The organism is Streptomyces sp. WY228, assembly GCF_019287315.1.
Taxonomy (GTDB): domain Bacteria; phylum Actinomycetota; class Actinomycetes; order Streptomycetales; family Streptomycetaceae; genus Streptomyces; species Streptomyces caviscabies.
On sequence record NZ_CP079114.1, the window covers coordinates 3,893,467 to 3,910,729 of the forward strand.

Below are 17,263 nucleotides of genomic sequence, written 5' to 3' on the forward strand. Positions count from 1 at the left end.
TCAGGCCGACGCCTCCGTGAGCAGCGCGATCTCCCGGTCCGTCAGCTCCAGGTCGGCGACCGCGACGAGGGCGGGGAGCTGTTCGACCGTACGGGCGGAGGCGATCGGGGCGGCGACGGTCGGCTGTGCGGCGAGCCAGGCGAGTGCGACCGTCGCGATCTCGGCGTTCCGTTCCCCGGCGACCTGGTCGAGGGCGGCCAGCACCCTGCGGCCCTGCGCCGACTCCAGGTGGCCGCCCGCCTTCGCGGACCGGGCGCTCTCCACGGTCGTACCGGGGCGGTACTTGCCGGTGAGGAAGCCGGAGGCGAGCGCGTAGTACGGGACGGCGGCGAGGCCCGCGGCGGCCGCGGTGTCCTGGAGCTCGCCCTCGTAGGTGTCGCGGGAGACCAGGTTGTAGTGCGGCTGGAGCGCGACGTACCGGGCGAGGCCCTCGCGCTCGGAGAAGTCGAGGGAGGCCCGCAGCCGCTCGGGGCTGATGTTGGAGGCGGCGATGTGGCGCACCTTGCCGTCCTTCACCAGCTGGTCGAGGGCGGTGATGATCTCCTCGACCGGGACGGTCTCGTCGTCGAAGTGCGTGTAGTAGAGGTCGATGTGGTCGGTGCCGAGCCGGCGCAGCGAGGCCTCGGCCGCGCCCTTGAGGGTGCCGGCGGACAGGCCGCGGAAATCGGGATGGGCGCCGGCCTTGGTGGCGACGACGACGTCGGAGCGGTTGCCCCGGGAGGCGAGCCACCTGCCGATGACGGTCTCCGACTCGCCGCCCCGGTTGCCCTCGACCCAGGAGGAGTAGGCGTCGGCGGTGTCGATGAAGTTGCCGCCGGCCGCGACGTACGCGTCCAGGACCGCGAAGGACTGCTCCTCGTCCGCCGTCCAGCCGAAGACGTTGCCGCCGAGGGCGAGGGGGAAGACCTGGAGGTCGGAGGTGCCGAGAGGGGTGCGCGCAGAAGTCATGTGAGGGTTCAACGGGCCGGGGCGGGGGTGGTATTCCATCGCCGCGCGAACCCGGTCAGGCCGTCCGGGCCGAGTGGGCCGGCCGTCCCCGGACAGACCGGCAGCCCTGACGTCGGGGGGGTGTGCGTCAGGGCTGCCGGGGTTTCGGGGTGGGGCGAAGGCGAAGGACGTGCGTCGTCAGCCGGAGGGCCGAGGAATCGGACCGAACGGCCCGGGAACCGCGGCCCGGGCCCCGCACAGGAAGGCGTGCGAGGCCGGGGGCTCAGACCGAGAGGCCCTTGCTGTTCAGCCAGGCCATCGGGTCCATCGCCGAACCGCCCGCCGTGCGGACCTCCATGTGGAGGTGGACACCGGTCACATTGCCGGTGGCGCCCATGCGGCCGATGGTCTCGCCGGTGGTGACCTTCTGGCCGACCGAGACGTCGATCGAGGACTGGTGCGCGTACCAGACCTCCGTGCCGTCATCGAGCTGGAGCACCGTGCGGTAGCCGTACGAACCGGCCCAGCCGGCCGACGTGATCGTGCCGCCGTGCACGGCCTTGATCGGCGTGCCGGCCGACCCGGCGAAGTCCAGGCCGGTGTGCTGGCCCGAGGACCACAGGGCGCCGGACTGACCGTAGGTCGAGGTGATCGTGTACGAGGAGGTGGGCAGGGAGAAGCTGGCGGCGAGCTTCGCGAGACGCTCGGCCTCCTTCTTCTTCGCGGCCGCTTCCTCCTCGGCCTTCTTCTTCGCGGCTGCCTCGGCCTCGGCCTGGTCCTGCTGCTTCTTGGCCTCCTGCGCCGCCTTCTCGGCAGCGGCCTTCTCGGCGGCGGCCTTGGCCTCGGCGTCGGCGCTGGCCTGCTGCTGCTCGGCCTGCTGGAGGATCCGGGCGCGCAGGGCCTCGCCCGCGTCGGTGGCGCCCTCCTCGGCCTCGGCGGTGGTGAGGCCGGCGGTGGTGAGCGGCGCGGCGGCGGCGACCGGCGCGGGCTCGGCGGCGTCCGACATGAAGGACCCGACGCCGGGAAGGGACTTGGCGTCGGGGAGGTTGTCCGCGATGGAATCGGGAAGAGAGATGGAGACCGGGGCCTTGTCCTGCGCGGTGGCCATGCCACCCGCACCGACGGCCGCTATGACGCCGACCCCGAGGACGGTGGAGCTACGGGCCAGACCACGCTGCTTGGCTACGCGGTGCCTGCCGCGCACGGGCCGGATGGACTCCTCGGTGGGATTCCACTCCTCCCAGGACCGCTCCGCGTCACCGAAGGTGTCGGCACTGAAGGGTGACGGGGCCTCAGGGGCAGGCTTGTTGGACGCCACGTGGGCGCACTCCTTTCCTTCCTTCTCGCCTACCGGGTTAGCTGACGGGTTCGGAGCAGGAAGGTCTCCTACGGGCCCCTCCGTCTCTCACGAGACGCAGGCGTCCGATTCACCCCATGTAGGTGGTTCCCCGGTTCCCTTGCGGAATTCGGCGCTCGCGCGCGGTGCCGTCTCTGACGACGGCTGGGACGACCGCGCTGCGTTATCGAACGTTAATAGACACCCGGGCCCGATTCCAAGCTGTTCCTGTTGATCATTAAGGGACACAGCGGGGATGTACGGGTCGCAAGCGGGCGGAATCGGGCGACTTGACTGCGACTCAGCCGCACTGCTTTTTCTGACGGTGTGTCAAATGTTATGCGGAGCGGTGCCCTTCAACTACGCACCGTGTCTTCGCCCCGGCCCACGATCTTCACCGTCGTCCGGCGCGCGGGCTGCCCCTCCGCCGGCCGGCCGACCGCGAGCAGCGCCATGTCGTCCGTGGTCCGCCCTCCGGTGTGCAGCCGTACGTCGTCGGTCAGCGCCGACAGCAGCTCCTCGGGGCCCGGGAAGATCCGGCCGCGCAGCCGGGCCGCCGGATCGTAGAAGACCCCGTTCGCGTCCCGGGCCTCCGACAGGCCGTCCGTGAACGCGAGGAGCGTCGCCCCGGCGGGCATCTCCCACTCGTCGGCCCGGTCCGGCCACACCCCCAGGTCCATCCCCAGCGGCAGCGCGGGCATCGAGGGCGCCAGCACCTCCAAGGTGCCGTCCGCGTGCAGCAGGATCGGCTCCGGATGGCCGCGGTTGACGAGGCGCAGCGAGGCCGAACCGGGCGGGATCTCGGCCAGTACGGCGGTGATGAACCCCTCCATGGCGTCCAGCCCGTACCGCCGCGTCCCCTCCCGGGCCAGCGCCCGCTCCAGCCGCTGCGCCACACCTTCCAGCGAGCGCTCCTGCTCGGCGGCCTCCCGGAACGACCCGATGATCACCGCCACCGCCTCGACGGCGCCGAGCCCCTTGCCGCGTACGTCGCCGACCACCAGGCGTACGCCGTACGGGGTGTCCGCGACGGCGAACAGGTCGCCGCCGACGAACTCGTCCGCCTGCGCCGCCTCGTACCGCGCGGCCACCTGGAGCCCGCCGATCCGCTCGGCCGGCGTCGGCAGCACGGCCCGCATGGCGGTCTCCGCGATCACCCGGGCCGAGGCAAGCTGCTCGTTGCCGCGCCGCACGACGCCGTTGATGACGAGGGCCAGCGCCGCGGCGGTGAGCACGGTGATCATCTCAATGACCGGAACGACCTGGGTGGACGTCCCGTCGGAGAGCCGCATCGCGATGACGGAGACGACCGCGGCGATGCCCGTGCGGACGGTCCTGGACCGCGAGAAGAACGGCGCGGCGATCAGCGGGGCCGCGACGAACAGCGGGACGGCGGTGAAGTTGGGCGGGGCCAGCGAGTCGAAGATCAGCCCGCCGATGATCAGCAGGGCGGGCAGCATCCGGACGAACCGCCGGGACCCCCGGCCGCCCGGTGTCACATCGCCTCCCGGGGCGCCGAACACCGCACGGCCCACGGCGTCGATGCTCCCCGCCGTGCCGCTGCGCCGTCTCTCGGCCATCCCCACCTGTGCACTCCCTGCCCGGTCCACCCACGGCTGCGGACGGTACCGCGCCCCGTCCAGGCTTCCCGGAGCCGCGCCGAGCGGCGACTCCGCATCGGCCGAATAGGGGGAAGCGAACGGAGGCCCGGCGCTTCCGGGGTCAGTCGGAGAGCCGGTGTTCCGCGTAGACCGTCAGCGCGTCCCGTACGAAGGCGGCGGTGCCGTCCCCGTGGCGATCGTAGTTCTTTCCGAAGCGCGGATCGGCGACATACATCTCACCGAGCCCGATCACGTACGCACGGCTGGGTTCCTTGGCCGAGGACAGCCAGGCGCAGTGCCGCCGGGCGATGTCCTGCGCCTCGGCCCCGTCGGCGGCGAGCCCGGCTTCCCTGGCCCGCCCCCAGTCGCGGGCGATGGCCTCGTGCTCGTCCTGGAACGCCTTCTTCTCCGCGTCCCCGAGCGAACGCCACCAGCGGTCGCCCTCCTCGTACGCGTCCCGGCCCCAGCGCTCGGTCACCTCCTGCTCGTGGGCGGTGTGGTCGAAGCCGTCGAACACTTCATCGGCCATGAGTGCCGTCCCCTCCTGGGTCTTGTGGAGAGTGGTCCGCACCGAGGCGATCTGCCGCCCGATGCGCTCCTGCTCCTGTTCGAGCAGGAGCAGATGCGCCCGCAGCGCCACGGCCGTGTCCCGCTGCCCCTCCAGCACGTCCTTGATGGCGGGCAGGGAGAGCCCGAGCTCCCGCAGCAGCAGGATGCGCTGCAGCCGGACGAGGGCGTCCTGGTCGTAGTAGCGGTAGCCGTTGCTCCCGATCCGGCTCGGCGCGAGGAGACCGAGGTCCCCGTAGTGCCGGAGCGTGCGGCTCGTGGTGCCGGCCCGGCGGGCGATTTCCTGAATGGACCACTCCATGCCGGAAACGCTAGATCTTTACGCTGCGTCAAGGTCAAGCGTCTTCGGCCGGCCCCGGAAACGACTCGGGCCCGGCACGCTGTACGTGCCGGGCCCGGGCCTTCAGTAGCGGGGACAGGATTTGAACCTGCGACCTCTGGGTTATGAGCCCAGCGAGCTACCGAGCTGCTCCACCCCGCGTCGGTGAACCCAACTCTACGTCATCGGAGCGGCCGCTCCGACCACTTTTCCGTGGAGCCACGTGACGCCGGTCGCATCCACCGCTGCCGAGGCAGCCCCACCCAGGCGTTCCACCGCAAGAACCAACGGATGGAAAGGCCTGGCCGGGCGGGGTGAGTGATGCCGCGCGGTCCGGACGGAGCCGGGCCGGCGACCACTCCAAATATACCCCCGGGGGTAATAGTGCTAGAGTCGGCCATATACCCCGGGGGGTAATTTTCGCGGAAGGAGCATCACTGTGTTCTTCGTTGACGTGATCGAGCTGGAAGGGCTGGGCAACCGCAGCTACCTGGCAGGAGGCGTGTCGTCGGCGGTGGCGGTGGACCCACCGCGAGACATCGATCAGGTGCTGGCCGCGGCCGCGCGGCGCGGGGTACGCGTCTCCCACGTGGTCGAGACCCACCTGCACAACGACTACGTCACCGGCGGGCTGGAGCTCGCCCGGATCACGGGCGCCGTCTATCTGGTGCCGGCGGGGGCGAACGTGTCGTTCGCCCGGACCCCGGTCCTCGACGGCGACACGGTCGACGTCGACGCAGACCTGACGCTCACAGCGGTCTCGACGCCCGGACACACGCCGCATCACACCGCGTACGTACTGGAGGAGGCGGGCCGCCCCGTGGCCGCGTTCACGGGAGGCTCGCTGCTCATCGGTACGGTCGGCCGGCCCGATCTCGTCGAGCCGCGGCTGACCGAGCAGCTGGCCCGCGCCCAGCACGCCTCGGCGCACCGGCTCGCCGACGCCCTGCCCGACGACACGGCCGTGCTGCCCACTCACGGGTTCGGCAGCTTCTGCTCGTCCGCGCAGGCGGGCGGGGACGCGACGACGATCGGCAAGGAGAAGGCCGCGAACTCGGCACTGACCGTGGACGTGGACACTTTCGTCGCCGAGCTGCTCGCCGGGCTGGAGGACGTGCCCGCCTACTACGCGCACATGGGCCCCGCAAACGCGACCGGCCCCGCCCCGGTCGACCTGACCCCTCCCGCCATCGCCGATCCGCGGGAACTCGCCGCACGGCTCGCGGCCGGGGAGTGGGTGGTCGATCTCCGCAACCGCGTCGCCTTCGCCGAAGGCCATGTGGCGGGTTCGTTCAACTTCGAGGCGGACGGCAAGCTCGCCACCTACCTCGCCTGGATGATCCCGTGGGGCAAGCCCGTCACCCTGCTCGCCGGGAGCCCCGAGCAACTGGCATCAGCTCAGCGGGAATTGGTCCGAGTCGGTATCGACCGGCCGGCCGCCGCCGCGACCGGAGGCCCCGAGGCGTGGCTGCGCGACGGCGAGCGTCCGGCTTCGTTCCCGCGAGCCACGTTCGCGCGGCTCGCGGCCGAAGGCACGGAAGAGGCCGTGGTGTTGGACGTACGCCGGGACTCCGAGAGGGCGGAGGGCTGGATCGAGGGCTCGGTGCACATCCCGGTCCACGAAGTGCACCGCAGGCTCGGCGAGGTGCCGGACGGCACGGTCTGGGTGCACTGCGCGGGCGGCATGCGCGCGGGCATCGCCGCCTCCTTGCTGGATGCGGCCGGACGGCAGGTCGTGGCCGTCGACGACCGCTTCGACGCCGCCGCCGAGGCCGGGCTGACCGTCGTCACCGGCTGAACCGGCCCCGAACGCAACACGGAAGAGAAAGGCGAGAGCGACGATGTTCCTCTTCAACCGCAAGGCACCGCGCCTGTCCGTGCACGAAGCACGCGGTCGTACCGGCGGCGAGCGGCCCGAGTCCGTCCTGCTGGATGTGCGGGAGAAGCCCGAGTGGAGGGCCGGACACGCCCCGGACGCCCTGCACGCCCCGTTGACCGGGCTGGCCGCGAAGCTCCTGGCCGAACGAGGGGCGGACGCGGTGGACGTGGAGGGCGGCATGAACGCGTGGCCCGCCGCCGGGTATCCGGTCGTCGACGAACGCGGGAACAGCGGCTCGATAGCGTGAGCACCCTCGTCCTCGCTCTGATCGCCGGGGCCGTCATCGGTCTGGCCCTCGGCGCCCTGGGCGGCGGTGGCAGCGTGCTCGCGGTTCCCGCCCTGATCTATCTGCTCGGCTTCTCACCGGCGTCGGCGTCCACGGCCGCCCTGATCATCGTCACCGCGACCTCCGCCACCGCCCTGTACGCCCACGCCGGCGACGGCGACGTCGCCTGGAGGACCGGTGGCCTGTTCGCCCTCGCGGGCATCGGGCCGGCCTTCCTCGCCGGAGCCGCCGCCGGACGCCTCCCGGCGGCTGTGCTCACCGGGGCCTTCGCCGTCGTCGCGTCCCTGGCCGCCCTGCGGATGCTCCGCCCGGCCGCCGCCGGGACACCCGAGCGGGTACGTCCCGCCAAGGCGGCCGCCGCCGGCTCCGGACTCGGTGCCGTGACCGGACTCCTCGGTGTGGGAGGCGGGTTCCTCGCGGTCCCGGCCCTGGTGGGAGTCCTCGGCCTGCGGATGAAGAAGGCGGTGGGCACCAGTCTTCTGGTCATCACCGTCAACTCCCTGGCCGCGCTCACCTCACGGACCGGGACGGGCGGTGAGCTGCGCTGGGAGGTGATCGCCCCGTTCGCCGGGGCCGCGATCCTCGGAGCCTGGGACGGCAAGCGGCTCGCGTCGAGGATCACCGGACGGACCCTCCAGCGCGTCTTCGCGTTCGTGTTGCTGGCGGTGGCGGCCGTCATGCTCATCGACGTGGTCGTCTGAGCGGGCCGCCCGTCGGCTCAGGCCAGCGACAGGAACAACTTCTCCAGCCGACCGCGCATCACGTCCCGGTCCTCGCCGGTGCGGCTGCCGTCCTCCATCTCGGTCAGGCACTGCTGCAACCCGGTCGCGATGATCGCGAATCCGGCCCGGTCCAGCGCCCGGGAAGCCGCCGCCAACTGCGTCACGACCTCCTCGCAGTCCCGCCCCTCCTCGATCATCCGGATCACTCCGGAGATCTGCCCCTGCGCCCGGCGAAGCCGGTTCAGCACCGCCTTCAGCTCCGCACCCGCCAGATCAAGCTCCATCACCACTCCTCACCACATACCCCCTGGGGTAAATATACTCCCGCGTGAGCGGGACCCCGCCGACAGCAAAGGATGACACCGGCCATGACCCAGCTCACCACCCTCGGAGCCGGCGAAGCCCGCACCCGACTGCACGAACTCACCGTGATCGACGTCCGCACCCCCGGCGAGTACGCAAGCGGGCACCTGCCCGGCGCCCTCAACATCCCCCTCGACCAGATCCGGCGAGCCCTGCCCGACATCCGCCACGCCGCCGAGCGCGGGGACATTTTGGTCGTCTGCGCTTCCGGCGCACGGTCCGAGAACGCCTGCCGCATGCTCGCCGAGCACCACATCGCCGCCGCCACCCTTTCCGGGGGCACCGGCGCCTGGGCGGCCGACGGCCACGACCTGCACCGCCCCCAGGGCGCCGCCCGCGCGGCCTGGGGCATGGAACGCCAGGTCCGCTTCACCGCGGGATCCGTCGTCCTGACCGGCCTCCTCCTGGGCATCCTCGTCCACCCGGCGTTCCAGCTCCTCGCGGCCGGCATCGCCGCGGGACTGGTCTTCTCCGCCCTCACCAACACCTGCGGCATGGCAGCCGTGCTCGCCAAGCTCCCCCACAACCGGCCGCCCGCCGCAGACCTCGACACCACCCTGGCCGAACTCCGCGACCGCTGAGCGGACGGAGGAGCGCACCCCGGAGAACCAGCGCTCACCCACGCGCCCCCGAACGACGGAGCGCCCCGACCGGCCGAAACCGATCGGGGCGCTCCACCGCAGGCCAGAGGGTTGCCCCTGTCCTGCTGCCGGTAGGCCGTGTGGGACTCGAACCCACAACCAACGGATTAAAAGTCCGCTGCTCTGACCAATTGAGCTAACGGCCCTCGACTGATCACCCCACGAGCATAGCCCGCCCGGTCCCGGCAGCCGATCCGGTATCGGTGTCGGGCCCGTCGCGGCTTCCGGAGAGCGGGCCTGCGGATGCCCGGAGAACAGCAACAGGGCCCGTACGTCACCGAGTCGGTTCGGTGGCGTACGGGCCCTGCCGGTCTGTCAGGCGGACCTGCTCGGCCGGGTGTCGGCCGGGCGGGGGTCAGCCGTTGCGCTTCCAGCGCGGCTTGTCGTCGCGGCGGCCGAAGGAGCCGGTGTTGGTGCCGGTGTTGGCGCCGCGGTGGTCGTCACGACGGCCGGTCGGGCGGTCGCCGCCGCCGGAGCGGAAGCCGCCGGAGGGGCGGTCGTCGCGACGGTCACGGTTGAACGGGCGGTCGCTGCCACCGGAGCGGAAGCCGCCGGAGGGGCGGTCGTCGCGGCGGTCGCGGTTGAAGGACGGGCGGTCGTTGTCACGACGCTCGAAGGAACGGCCGCCACGGTCGTCACGACGGTCGCCACCGGAGCGGAAGCCGCCGGAGGGACGGTCGTCGCGACGGTCGCGGTTGAAGGACGGGCGGTCGTTGTCACGACGCTCGAAGGAACGGCCACCACGGTCGTCACGACGGTCGCCACCGGAACGGAAGCCGCCCGACGGACGGTCGTCACGGCGGTCGCGGAACGACGGACGGTCGTTGTCACGACGCTCGAACGGACGGCCGCCACGGTCGTCACGGCGGTCGCCGCCGGAACGGAAGCCACCGGAGGAGCGGTCGTCACGGCGGTCGTTGCCGCGGTAACCGCCACGGTCGCCACCGCGGTTGTCGCGGCGCTCGTAGTTGCCCCGCTCGTCGCGGCGCTGCTCGTCGCGGGCGACCGGCTGCTCCGGGACGGAGATGGCGGCCACCAGGGCGGCCTCCGCCTCGGCGGCGACCTCGGCCACCGCGGCCTCGGGGTCGTCGCCCCGCTCGCGTGCGGCGCGGGCGACCAGGCGGTCGGCCTCCTCGCGCAGCTCGACGGCGCGGCGCTGGACGCGCTCCAGCTGCTTCGTCAGGTCGGCGGCCTCGCGCTCGGCCTGCTTGGCGGCGTTGTTCGCGGAGTCGGCCTGGACCTCGGTGAGCGAACGGGCGCCGGTGATCTCGGCGACCTCCGGCTCGAAGACGCCCGCGCCCTGGACGATGTGGCGCGAGGCGTCGACGCCCGCGTCCTCCATCAGGCGGAAGATCTGGCGGCGCTGGTGCGGGAGGGCCAGCGAGACGACGACACCGGACTTGCCGGCGCGGGCGGTACGGCCCGAGCGGTGCAGGTAGTCCTTGTGGTCACCGGCCGGGTCCACGTTCAGGACCAGGTCGATGCCGTCGACGTGGATACCGCGGGCGGCGACGTCGGTCGCGACGAGCGCGTTGACGTACCCCTTCTTGAAGTCCTCCAGGACCCGCGTACGGGCGCCCTGGGTCATGCCGCCGTGCAGCGCGTCGGCCTTCACGCCCGACTCGATGAGCTGCTCGGCGATGCGGTCCGCGCCCAGCTGGGTGCGGACGAAGATGATGGTGCGGCCCTTGCGGGCGGCGATGGCGGCCGTGACCGGCGCCTTGTCCTTCGGCTTCACGACGAGGACGTGGTGCGACATGGTCGTGACGTTGCCCTGGGCGCTGTCGACCTCGTGCGTCACCGGGTTGGAGAGGTACCGCTTGACCAGCGTGCCGATCTCGTTCTCCATGGTGGCGGAGAAGAGCATCCGCTGACCGCCGGCCGGGACCTGGTCGAGCAGCTCGGTGACCTCGGGCAGGAAGCCCAGGTCCGACATCTGGTCGGCCTCGTCGAGGACGGCGACCTGGACGTCCTCCAGGGAGCAGGCGCCACGGTTGATGATGTCGCGCAGCCGGCCCGGGGTGGCGACGAGGACGTCGACACCGCGCTCCAGCGCGTAGATCTGGTTGCCCATCGACGTACCGCCGCAGACGACCTTCATCTTGAGGCCGAGCACATCGCCGTACGGCTGGAGCGCGTCCGCGACCTGCATCGCGAGCTCACGGGTCGGGGTGAGGATGACGGCGCGGGGCTTCTTCTTCTCGGTGCGGCCACCGGACAGGGCGGCCAGGGTCGGCAGACCGAAGGAGAGCGTCTTGCCGGAGCCCGTACGGCCGCGGCCGAGGATGTCCTTGCCGGCCAGGGCGTCCGGGATGGTCGCCGCCTGGATCGGGAAGGGCGTGGTCACACCGTTCTGCGCGAGCTTGCGGACGATGCCCTCGGGCAGGCCCAGGTCGCCGAAGGTGACGGTCGGCTCGGCGGGGGTCTCGGACGCCTCGGCCTCGGGGGCGTCAGCGGTCTCGGGGGCCTCGGCCTGCGGGTCCGCGTCGGTGATGAAGTCCGCGACGGACTTCTCGGCGACGGCGGGCTCCTCGACGACAGTCTTCTCGACGACGGTCTTCTCGGCGGCCGGGGCGCCGGCGGGGGCCTCGGTCACGGCGGACTCGACGAGCTCGGCGAGCGCGGCGTTGTCGACGTTCTCGGGCATGACGGTGTGGTCAGAACTGGAAATTGACATGCGAAATGCGAAACCTTCCGGAGTCTCGGCACGCGCCCATAACTCCGTGATTCGCAATTTCGACCGCCTCAATGCGGTCCAGCCACGGCAAGGGAGAGTACGCGCCACACGGCGCTCTTCTGTGTCGGCGCCGGGCAATGGGATCAAACGATCTACCACCATACGCACTCTCACCCACCTTGCGCAAACCACCCTCACTGTGACCCCGGCTACACCGGCCCCACCTGCGGCGATGCCTCCGGGGTCCGCAACGGCCCGGCGCCCTCCGGTCCGCTCATCGCATGGGCCCGCAGCTGCGCGGCGGGCGAGGCCGAGGGGGGCGGCTCCGGCGGATCGGTGGGCTCCGGCTCGGGCTCCGGGTCCGGATCGGGCGTCGGCGGGACCGGCGGCTCCGGGGTGGTAGGTGGCGGCTCCCCCGGCCCCGGCGTCGAGGGGGTCGGCGAGGGCTGCGGGCCGCCCCGGGTGGGCACCGGAGCACCGGGCTCGGGGCGCGAGCCCTTGGGGGTGACCGACGGCGCGGCACCGGAGGCGTCCGGGCTCGGGCTGCTCCCGGGGGCGCCCCGGTCCGAGTGCGGGTGGGCGCCCCCGCCGCGCCCCCCGGCCTGCCCGGAGCCGGGAACCGTGTCCCCGGCCGGATCGGCGGCGGAGCCCTTCGGACCGGCGGAGCGGGAGGGACCGGGCCCTCCGGCGCCGTCCTCGCCGACGCTCATGCAGCCGGTGGACGCGGCGATCGTCAGGGCGGTGACGGCGGCCCAGCGGACAGGGGCGGACAACTGGCGCACGAGGGGCACCTCCGGGGCGAGGGAGCGGCGAGCGGGGGCAGGGCGGCGGAGCTGAGCGGGGAGCGCGGCGTCGGGGCCGCGGGGAACACAAGCGAGCGGCACGGCGTCGTCGTACCGTGCCCAACTCCCCCGACCCCGCCGGAGACACGCCCGAAACACCACGCGCCCGCGCGACGCCCGCCGAAGCGCCCCGTCGCCCTGCCGCCCCTCGGTCCCGCCCGCCGGTTCCACCCGCCGGTTCCGCCCCCGAGAACACCGTGTCCCGATCCGGCCGCCGCCCCACCGCCCCGCGCACGGCCACCACCGTCGCCGTCCACGCCTCCTCGGCGTTCAGAGCCTCCTGACGCGACGGCAGAAGCTCACCCGTAGCCCAGGGCGTGCAGCCGCTCGTCGTCGATGCCGAAGTGGTGGGCGATCTCGTGGACCACGGTGATCTCGGTCTCCGCGACGACGTCCTCGTGCGACGCGCACATCCGCAGCGTCGGCCCCCGGTAGATGGTGATCCGGTCCGGCAGCACCCCGGCGTACCACTCACCGCGATCGGTGAGCGGGGTGCCCTCGTAGAGCCCGAGCAGGTCGGGGTCGCCCGGGTCGGGTTCGTCCTCGACGAACACCGCCACGTTGTCCATCAGCCGCGTCAGCTCCGGCGGAATCCGGTCCAGAGCCTGGCTCACCAGCTCCTCGAACTGTTCCCGCGTCATCTCCAGCACCCCGCCATTGTCACGTACGGGGCCGGGTGCGGGCAGATGGCGGCCCGCCCGGACTCATGACCGCCTCCGCCGCCCGGCATGGCGGAGGCCGTACCGGGGCATACGGGCCCAATGGTCCGCGTCCCGTTCCGTGCCGCAGCCGCCCGCATCCGGCACCGCCTCAGCCAGCTCGTCCGCCCGAAGCCCCGCACCGGCGCCCCGGCCGGCTCCCGCACGCGCACCGGCGCCGCGGCCCCCGGCGACCTGACGAGCCCCGCCCGCCGCCCGTACCTCCGCGCCCTCGGCATGCTCGCCGTGGTCGTGCTGGGGGCCTGGCTGGGACTGCTCGCCGTGGGCTCCATCCGTACGCCGGTCGGCCCCATGGACACCAACATGACCCTGCGCCCCTCCCTCACCGGCGGCAGCAAGATCAACGTGTCTCCGCTCGGGGCCCTGGAGCTGGACTCGCACACCGCGCCGCTCCGGCTGGACGTGGACGTGGACCGCCTCGACCCCGAGCGCTCCCAGGCCCTGGTCGACCGGCCGGAACGGTTCTCCCACCTCCAGGACGAGGTCACCCGGGACGTGGCCGCCGGCACCCGGGAGCTGGCCGTACGCTCCTGCGTCGCCGTCGTCTCCGGCGCGACCGCGCTCGGCCTCGTCGTCTACCGCCGCCCCCGCCGCGCCCTGGCCGCCGGCGGGCTCGCCCTCACCCTGCTGGCCGCGTCCGGCGTCAGCGCCTACGCCACCTGGAACCCGAAGTCCGTCCTGGAGCCGAAGTTCTCCGGGCTGCTCTCCAGCGCCCCGTCCCTGGTCGGCGACGCCCGCTCGATCGTCACCGAGTTCGACATCTACCAGCAGGAACTGGCCCGCCTGGTCACCAACGTCACCAAGCTGTACGACGCGACCTCCACGCTCCCCGTCTACCAGCCCGACCCCGGCACCATCCGGGTCCTGCACGTCTCCGACATCCACCTCAACCCGGCCGCCTGGCACATCATCGCCTCGCTCGTCGAGCAGTACGAGATCGATGTGATCGTCGACTCCGGCGACACGATGGACCACGGCTCCGCCGCGGAGAACGGCTTCCTCGACCCGATCCGCGACCTCGGCGCGCCCTATGTGTGGGTGCGCGGCAACCACGACTCCGCCGTCACCCAGGCCTACCTGGAGAAATTCAAGAACGTCCACGTCCTCGACGACGGCAGGGCGGTGAACGTCGGCGGGCTGCGGATCGCGGGCACCGGCGACGTCTCCTTCACCCCGGACCGGACCGCCCCCGTCGGCGGCAAGGCGGCCGCCCGGCTGGAGGGCGCGCGCCTGGCCTCCGCGCTGCGCGACCAGGAGCAGGCCGGCACCCCCGCCGACATCGCCGTCGCCCATGACCCGAACACCGCCCGGGAGACCGACGGCACGGTCCCGCTGGTGCTGGCCGGCCACCTCCACCGCCGGATCAACGAACAGCTGAAGCTCGGCACCCGGCTGAAGGTCGAGGGCTCCACGGGCGGCGGCGGGCTGCGCGCCGTGCAGAACGAGAAGCCGGAGAAGGTGCACGCCTCGGTGCTCTACATGGACCGCTCCACCCGCCGGCTCCAGGCCTGGGACGAGATCACGCTGGGCGGTCTCGGGCTGACGACCGCCGAGGTCGGCCGCCACCTCCCGGAGGAGAACCTGAAGCCGGGCTCCCCCACCTCACCCACCCCGTCCCCGACCTCCTCGCCAGGCTCCCCACCTGCCACCTCGCCCTCCCCGACCCGCTCTCCGGCGCGCCCGACGCCCTCGCCGTAAACCGTTTTGGCGATAGCTCCACCCATCCCATATGCTTCTCACGTCCCCGACGCGCTGCAAAGCGAACCGGCGGGCCAATAGCCCTCATCGTCTAGTGGCCCAGGACGCCGCCCTTTCAAGGCGGTAGCACGGGTTCGAATCCCGTTGGGGGCACGTTTCACCGTGTGCGAGACTTGTTTCGCACATTGCTTGGTCCTGTGGAGCAGTTTGGAGTGCTCGCCACCCTGTCAAGGTGGAGGCCGCGGGTTCAAATCCCGTCAGGACCGCTGCAGATCACCTCGGTGAGCTGCGTGGCTGGGTAGCTCAGTTGGTACGAGCGATCGCCTGAAAAGCGATAGGTCGCCGGTTCGATCCCGGCCCCAGCCACCACTCGAAGGCCCCGTCCACCGGACGGGGCCTTCGCCGTGTCACACCTTCTCGGTCTCCTCCTGCTGCTCCCGCCGCTCCTCCCGCGGTACGTCGGCGCCGCGCCGACGCCAGGCCCGTACGCCCAGGACCAGCAGCACCACGAGGACCACCGCGACCAGCGCCACCCCGTCCGACACCCGCTCGCCGAACTTCTGCGCCCACTGCTCGACCGCGAACGAGTCGTCGACCCCCAGCAGCCCGGGCAGCGCGGTCGTCCCGTCGTACACGAGGAACAGCGCGCCGAGGCCGATGAAGAACAGCCCCGACAGCAGCGATGTGGTGTGCAGCTCGAACCGGCCGACCCGGACGGCCCGGCCGCGCAGCCACGCCCGGCGGCCGAGGTCGAAGCGTTCCCAGAGCAGGGCGAGGAGGAACAGCGGTACGGCCATGCCGAGCGCGTACACCGCCAGCAGCAGTCCGCCGTAGACCGGGCTGCCGCTGACCGCCGCGACGGTCAGGACGCTGCCCAGGATCGGGCCCGCGCAGAATCCGGCCAGGCCGTAGACCGCGCCCAGCGCGTAGACGGAGAACGCGGTGGTCGGACGGATCCGGCCGCTGAGGGCCGCGATGCGCCGGGACGCGAAGCCGAGGCCCACGATCTGCGCGACGCCGAGCACGATGATCAGCCAGCCCGCACCGGTGACGAGCGCGTCGCGGTGGCCGTAGAACAGCCGCCCGGCGTACGAACCGGCCGCGCCGAGCGGCACGAGGGTGGTGGCGAGCCCGGCGTAGAAGATGCCGGTGCGGGCCAGCAGCCGGGAGGTCGAGTCGATGGAGTAAGCGAAGAAGGCCGGCAGCAGCAGCGCGCTGCACGGGCTGACCAGGGCGAGCAGCCCGCCGAGGAAGGCAGCGAAGTAGCCGATGTCCGCCGTCACTTGGCGGGCTCCCCGGCCTGGCCCGCGGCCCCCGTGGTCTTCGCCTGCTCGGCGGCGGCCTCGATGGCCCGCGTGAACGTCTCGTCCGGCTGGGCGCCCGCGATCGGCCGGCCGTTGATCAGGAACGACGGGGTGGACGTCGCGCCGATCCCGTACCCCTGCTCCTGGTCCTTCGCGACGGCGGCCCGGGCCGGCTCGCCGTCGAGGTCCTTCATGAACCGGTTCAGGTCCTTCACCCCGGCCTCCGCGGCGAGCGCCTTGACCCGGTCCTTGCCGAAGCCCTTCTCCTTCGCCCCCTCGGCGTAGGCGGCGCGGTGGAACTCCCAGAAGCGGTCCTGCTGCCCGGCGGCCCAGGCGGCGCGCGCCGCGTTCTCGGACTCCTCGCCGAAGATCGGGAAGTTGCGCCACTCGATGCGCAGCGTGCCGTCCTTCACGTACTTCTCGATCAGCTTCGGCTCGGTGTCCCGGGCGAACTTTCCGCAGTAGCCGCACTTGAAGTCGGCGTACTCGATCAGGACGACCGGGGCGTCCGCGCGGCCGGTGGCCAGCTTGTCGTCGGCGTCCCGGCGGGCGAGCTTCGCCAGCTCCGGGTAGACGCCCTCGTTCGGGTCGGCGGAGACCTCGGCGGCGGGGCCGGTGGCGGTGGTGTCCTTCGAGGTGTCGTCGGGGGCGGTGGCCTTGTACGAGGCGAAGCCGAGGAGACCGGCGGCGAGGACGACCGCCGCGCCGTAGACGAGGGGCTTCTTCGAAGCGGCGGTGGACGTCTGGTGCGTGGACTTCTTGGGCGCGGACTTCTTGGGCGTGGGCATGCGGGCGCTCCGTGCTGTGTGCGGGAGGAGAGAGGGACGGGTGCGGGGCGGGCGGGGCCCGCCTACACCCTCAGCACGGAGAGCTCGACCGGGGTCGGTGTGACGGGGACCGGGGCCCTGACCCGTATCCCCGGCGGCGGCTCGGCCGGCGGCGCGCCCGTCGCGGCGGGCAGCCCCCACGGGGCGAGGCCCGGCGCCTGGTCGTACGCGGCCCGGGAGCGGGAGGGAGCGGCGGGCTCGCCGTCGTGGTCCCGGAGCTTCCCGCAGCCGGGGACCGGGATGCCCGGGTCGGCGGCCTCGGCGACCGGGGCCTGCGCACGGGTCCGGGCCTCGGCCAGGGTCTGCGCGGCGGCGGAGGCCGGGGCGGTGGCGGAGGCCGGGGCGGAAGCCGCTGGGCCGAGCGCCCCGGGCGCGGCGTTTGAGGACATCGCGCTCGCCGCCGGTCCGCACAGCAGCCCCACGACGACCGCGAGCAGCGCCGTCAGGCTCCACCACTGCGTACGGGACACGGGACCGGGCCTTTCTCGCGCGAGCGGCGGTGACGAGCGTTCGACTGCCCGAAATGGTACGTGCCGCGTGACGCAGCCCGCGCGA

At 72.5% G+C, this 17,263-nt stretch carries 16 protein-coding genes, 5 tRNA genes and 1 riboswitch; of the genes, 8 read left to right on the plus strand and 13 right to left on the minus strand.

The features are described from left to right. The 5 genes from KV381_RS17005 to KV381_RS17025 form a co-directional block, all read right to left on the minus strand. On the minus strand, window positions 1–948 hold the full coding sequence (locus KV381_RS17005) for an aldo/keto reductase (protein WP_030089111.1): 948 nt from the start codon (window positions 946–948) through the stop codon (window positions 1–3). A 262-nt stretch (window positions 949–1,210) separates the two neighbouring features. Further along, entirely contained in the window at window positions 1,211–2,245 is a 1,035-nt protein-coding gene (locus KV381_RS17010) for a M23 family metallopeptidase (RefSeq protein WP_030089113.1), read from the minus strand. Window positions 2,246–2,256: 11 nt separating this feature from the next. Then, a riboswitch (cyclic di-AMP (ydaO/yuaA leader) is annotated at window positions 2,257–2,409 on the minus strand. A gap of 210 nt (window positions 2,410–2,619) precedes the next feature. Further along, window positions 2,620–3,843, minus strand: coding sequence for a PP2C family protein-serine/threonine phosphatase (locus KV381_RS17015; RefSeq protein WP_030089115.1), 1,224 nt, complete (start codon window positions 3,841–3,843; stop codon window positions 2,620–2,622). Window positions 3,844–3,985: 142 nt separating this feature from the next. Continuing rightward, on the minus strand, window positions 3,986–4,732 hold the full coding sequence (locus KV381_RS17020; protein WP_030089117.1) for a MerR family transcriptional regulator: 747 nt from the start codon (window positions 4,730–4,732) through the stop codon (window positions 3,986–3,988). Window positions 4,733–4,838: 106 nt separating this feature from the next. After that, window positions 4,839–4,912, minus strand: a tRNA-Met gene (locus tag KV381_RS17025). A gap of 277 nt (window positions 4,913–5,189) precedes the next feature. Here KV381_RS17025 and KV381_RS17030 point away from each other — a divergent pair. Genes KV381_RS17030 through KV381_RS17040 form a run of 3 tightly spaced genes read left to right on the plus strand, consistent with a single transcriptional unit; the run spans window position 5,190 to window position 7,616 of the window. Beyond that, window positions 5,190–6,548, plus strand: coding sequence for a rhodanese-like domain-containing protein (locus KV381_RS17030; RefSeq protein ID WP_218785558.1), 1,359 nt, complete (start codon window positions 5,190–5,192; stop codon window positions 6,546–6,548). 43 nt (window positions 6,549–6,591) lie between these two features. After that, window positions 6,592–6,876, plus strand: coding sequence for a rhodanese-like domain-containing protein (locus KV381_RS17035; RefSeq protein WP_218785560.1), 285 nt, complete (start codon window positions 6,592–6,594; stop codon window positions 6,874–6,876). After that, window positions 6,873–7,616 (plus strand): sulfite exporter TauE/SafE family protein, encoded by a 744-nt coding sequence (locus KV381_RS17040; RefSeq protein ID WP_098024323.1) that lies wholly within the window; start codon window positions 6,873–6,875, stop codon window positions 7,614–7,616. The genes KV381_RS17035 and KV381_RS17040 overlap by 4 nt, the downstream gene beginning before the upstream one ends. A gap of 17 nt (window positions 7,617–7,633) precedes the next feature. Here the strand turns inward: KV381_RS17040 and KV381_RS17045 are convergent, their stop codons facing one another. After that, complete coding sequence (locus KV381_RS17045) at window positions 7,634–7,921, minus strand: metal-sensitive transcriptional regulator (RefSeq protein ID WP_218785562.1); 288 nt, start codon at window positions 7,919–7,921, stop codon at window positions 7,634–7,636. An 84-nt stretch (window positions 7,922–8,005) separates the two neighbouring features. Here KV381_RS17045 and KV381_RS17050 point away from each other — a divergent pair, with 84 nt between their 5' ends. Next, on the plus strand, window positions 8,006–8,581 hold the full coding sequence (locus KV381_RS17050; protein ID WP_218785564.1) for a rhodanese-like domain-containing protein: 576 nt from the start codon (window positions 8,006–8,008) through the stop codon (window positions 8,579–8,581). A gap of 132 nt (window positions 8,582–8,713) precedes the next feature. On the opposite strand, the gene KV381_RS17055 is transcribed toward KV381_RS17050, so the two are convergent. From KV381_RS17055 to KV381_RS17070, 4 genes are all read right to left on the minus strand, one after another. Then, a tRNA-Lys gene (locus tag KV381_RS17055) sits at window positions 8,714–8,787 on the minus strand. Between the two features lie 209 nt (window positions 8,788–8,996). Further along, the gene (locus tag KV381_RS17060) at window positions 8,997–11,288 is read right to left on the minus strand and encodes a DEAD/DEAH box helicase (protein WP_218785566.1); all 2,292 of its coding nucleotides are present in this window, start codon (window positions 11,286–11,288) and stop codon (window positions 8,997–8,999) included. Window positions 11,289–11,527: 239 nt separating this feature from the next. Next, window positions 11,528–12,100, minus strand: a complete 573-nt coding sequence (locus KV381_RS17065) for a hypothetical protein (RefSeq protein ID WP_098024319.1) — start codon at window positions 12,098–12,100, stop codon at window positions 11,528–11,530. 359 nt (window positions 12,101–12,459) lie between these two features. Continuing rightward, window positions 12,460–12,810 (minus strand): metallopeptidase family protein, encoded by a 351-nt coding sequence (locus KV381_RS17070; RefSeq protein ID WP_030089136.1) that lies wholly within the window; start codon window positions 12,808–12,810, stop codon window positions 12,460–12,462. 111 nt (window positions 12,811–12,921) lie between these two features. On the opposite strand from KV381_RS17070, the gene KV381_RS17075 reads away from it, so the two are divergent. From KV381_RS17075 to KV381_RS17090, 4 genes are all read left to right on the plus strand, one after another. Beyond that, window positions 12,922–14,577, plus strand: coding sequence for a metallophosphoesterase (locus KV381_RS17075; protein ID WP_218785568.1), 1,656 nt, complete (start codon window positions 12,922–12,924; stop codon window positions 14,575–14,577). Window positions 14,578–14,657: 80 nt separating this feature from the next. Next, window positions 14,658–14,730, plus strand: a tRNA-Glu gene (locus KV381_RS17080). A 38-nt stretch (window positions 14,731–14,768) separates the two neighbouring features. Next, a tRNA-Asp gene (locus KV381_RS17085) sits at window positions 14,769–14,843 on the plus strand. Between the two features lie 26 nt (window positions 14,844–14,869). After that, window positions 14,870–14,946 (plus strand) — tRNA-Phe (locus KV381_RS17090). A 38-nt stretch (window positions 14,947–14,984) separates the two neighbouring features. Here the strand turns inward: KV381_RS17090 and KV381_RS17095 are convergent. The 3 genes from KV381_RS17095 to KV381_RS17105 all read right to left on the minus strand — a co-directional run bounded on the left by KV381_RS17095 (window position 14,985) and on the right by KV381_RS17105 (window position 17,178). Then, a complete protein-coding gene (locus KV381_RS17095) occupies window positions 14,985–15,860 on the minus strand; it encodes a cytochrome c biogenesis CcdA family protein (RefSeq protein ID WP_218785570.1) in 876 nt (291 codons plus the stop codon). Further along, window positions 15,857–16,669 carry a DsbA family protein gene (locus KV381_RS17100; RefSeq protein WP_030633476.1) on the minus strand — a complete coding sequence of 271 codons (813 nt, stop codon included), beginning with the start codon at window positions 16,667–16,669 and terminating at the stop codon, window positions 15,857–15,859. The genes KV381_RS17095 and KV381_RS17100 overlap by 4 nt, the downstream gene beginning before the upstream one ends. Window positions 16,670–16,731: 62 nt before the next feature. Further along, complete coding sequence (locus tag KV381_RS17105; RefSeq protein ID WP_218785572.1) at window positions 16,732–17,178, minus strand: hypothetical protein; 447 nt, start codon at window positions 17,176–17,178, stop codon at window positions 16,732–16,734. Window positions 17,179–17,263: the final 85 nt, after the last annotated feature.

Excerpts from the sequence above, each read along its gene's own strand:
- KV381_RS17035 (WP_218785560.1), top strand. The coding sequence starts at position 6,592 with ATGTTCCTCTTCAACCGCAAGGCACCGCGCCTGTCCGTGCACGAAGCA.
- KV381_RS17050 (WP_218785564.1), top strand. The coding sequence starts at position 8,006 with ATGACCCAGCTCACCACCCTCGGAGCCGGCGAAGCCCGCACCCGACTG.
- KV381_RS17020 (WP_030089117.1), bottom strand. The coding sequence starts at position 4,732 with ATGGAGTGGTCCATTCAGGAAATCGCCCGCCGGGCCGGCACCACGAGC.
- KV381_RS17015 (WP_030089115.1), bottom strand. The coding sequence starts at position 3,843 with ATGGCCGAGAGACGGCGCAGCGGCACGGCGGGGAGCATCGACGCCGTG.
- KV381_RS17005 (WP_030089111.1), bottom strand. The coding sequence starts at position 948 with ATGACTTCTGCGCGCACCCCTCTCGGCACCTCCGACCTCCAGGTCTTC.
- KV381_RS17045 (WP_218785562.1), bottom strand. The coding sequence starts at position 7,921 with ATGGAGCTTGATCTGGCGGGTGCGGAGCTGAAGGCGGTGCTGAACCGG.
- KV381_RS17075 (WP_218785568.1), top strand. The coding sequence starts at position 12,922 with ATGGTCCGCGTCCCGTTCCGTGCCGCAGCCGCCCGCATCCGGCACCGC.
- KV381_RS17060 (WP_218785566.1), bottom strand. The coding sequence starts at position 11,288 with ATGCCCGAGAACGTCGACAACGCCGCGCTCGCCGAGCTCGTCGAGTCC.
- KV381_RS17100 (WP_030633476.1), bottom strand. The coding sequence starts at position 16,669 with ATGCCCACGCCCAAGAAGTCCGCGCCCAAGAAGTCCACGCACCAGACG.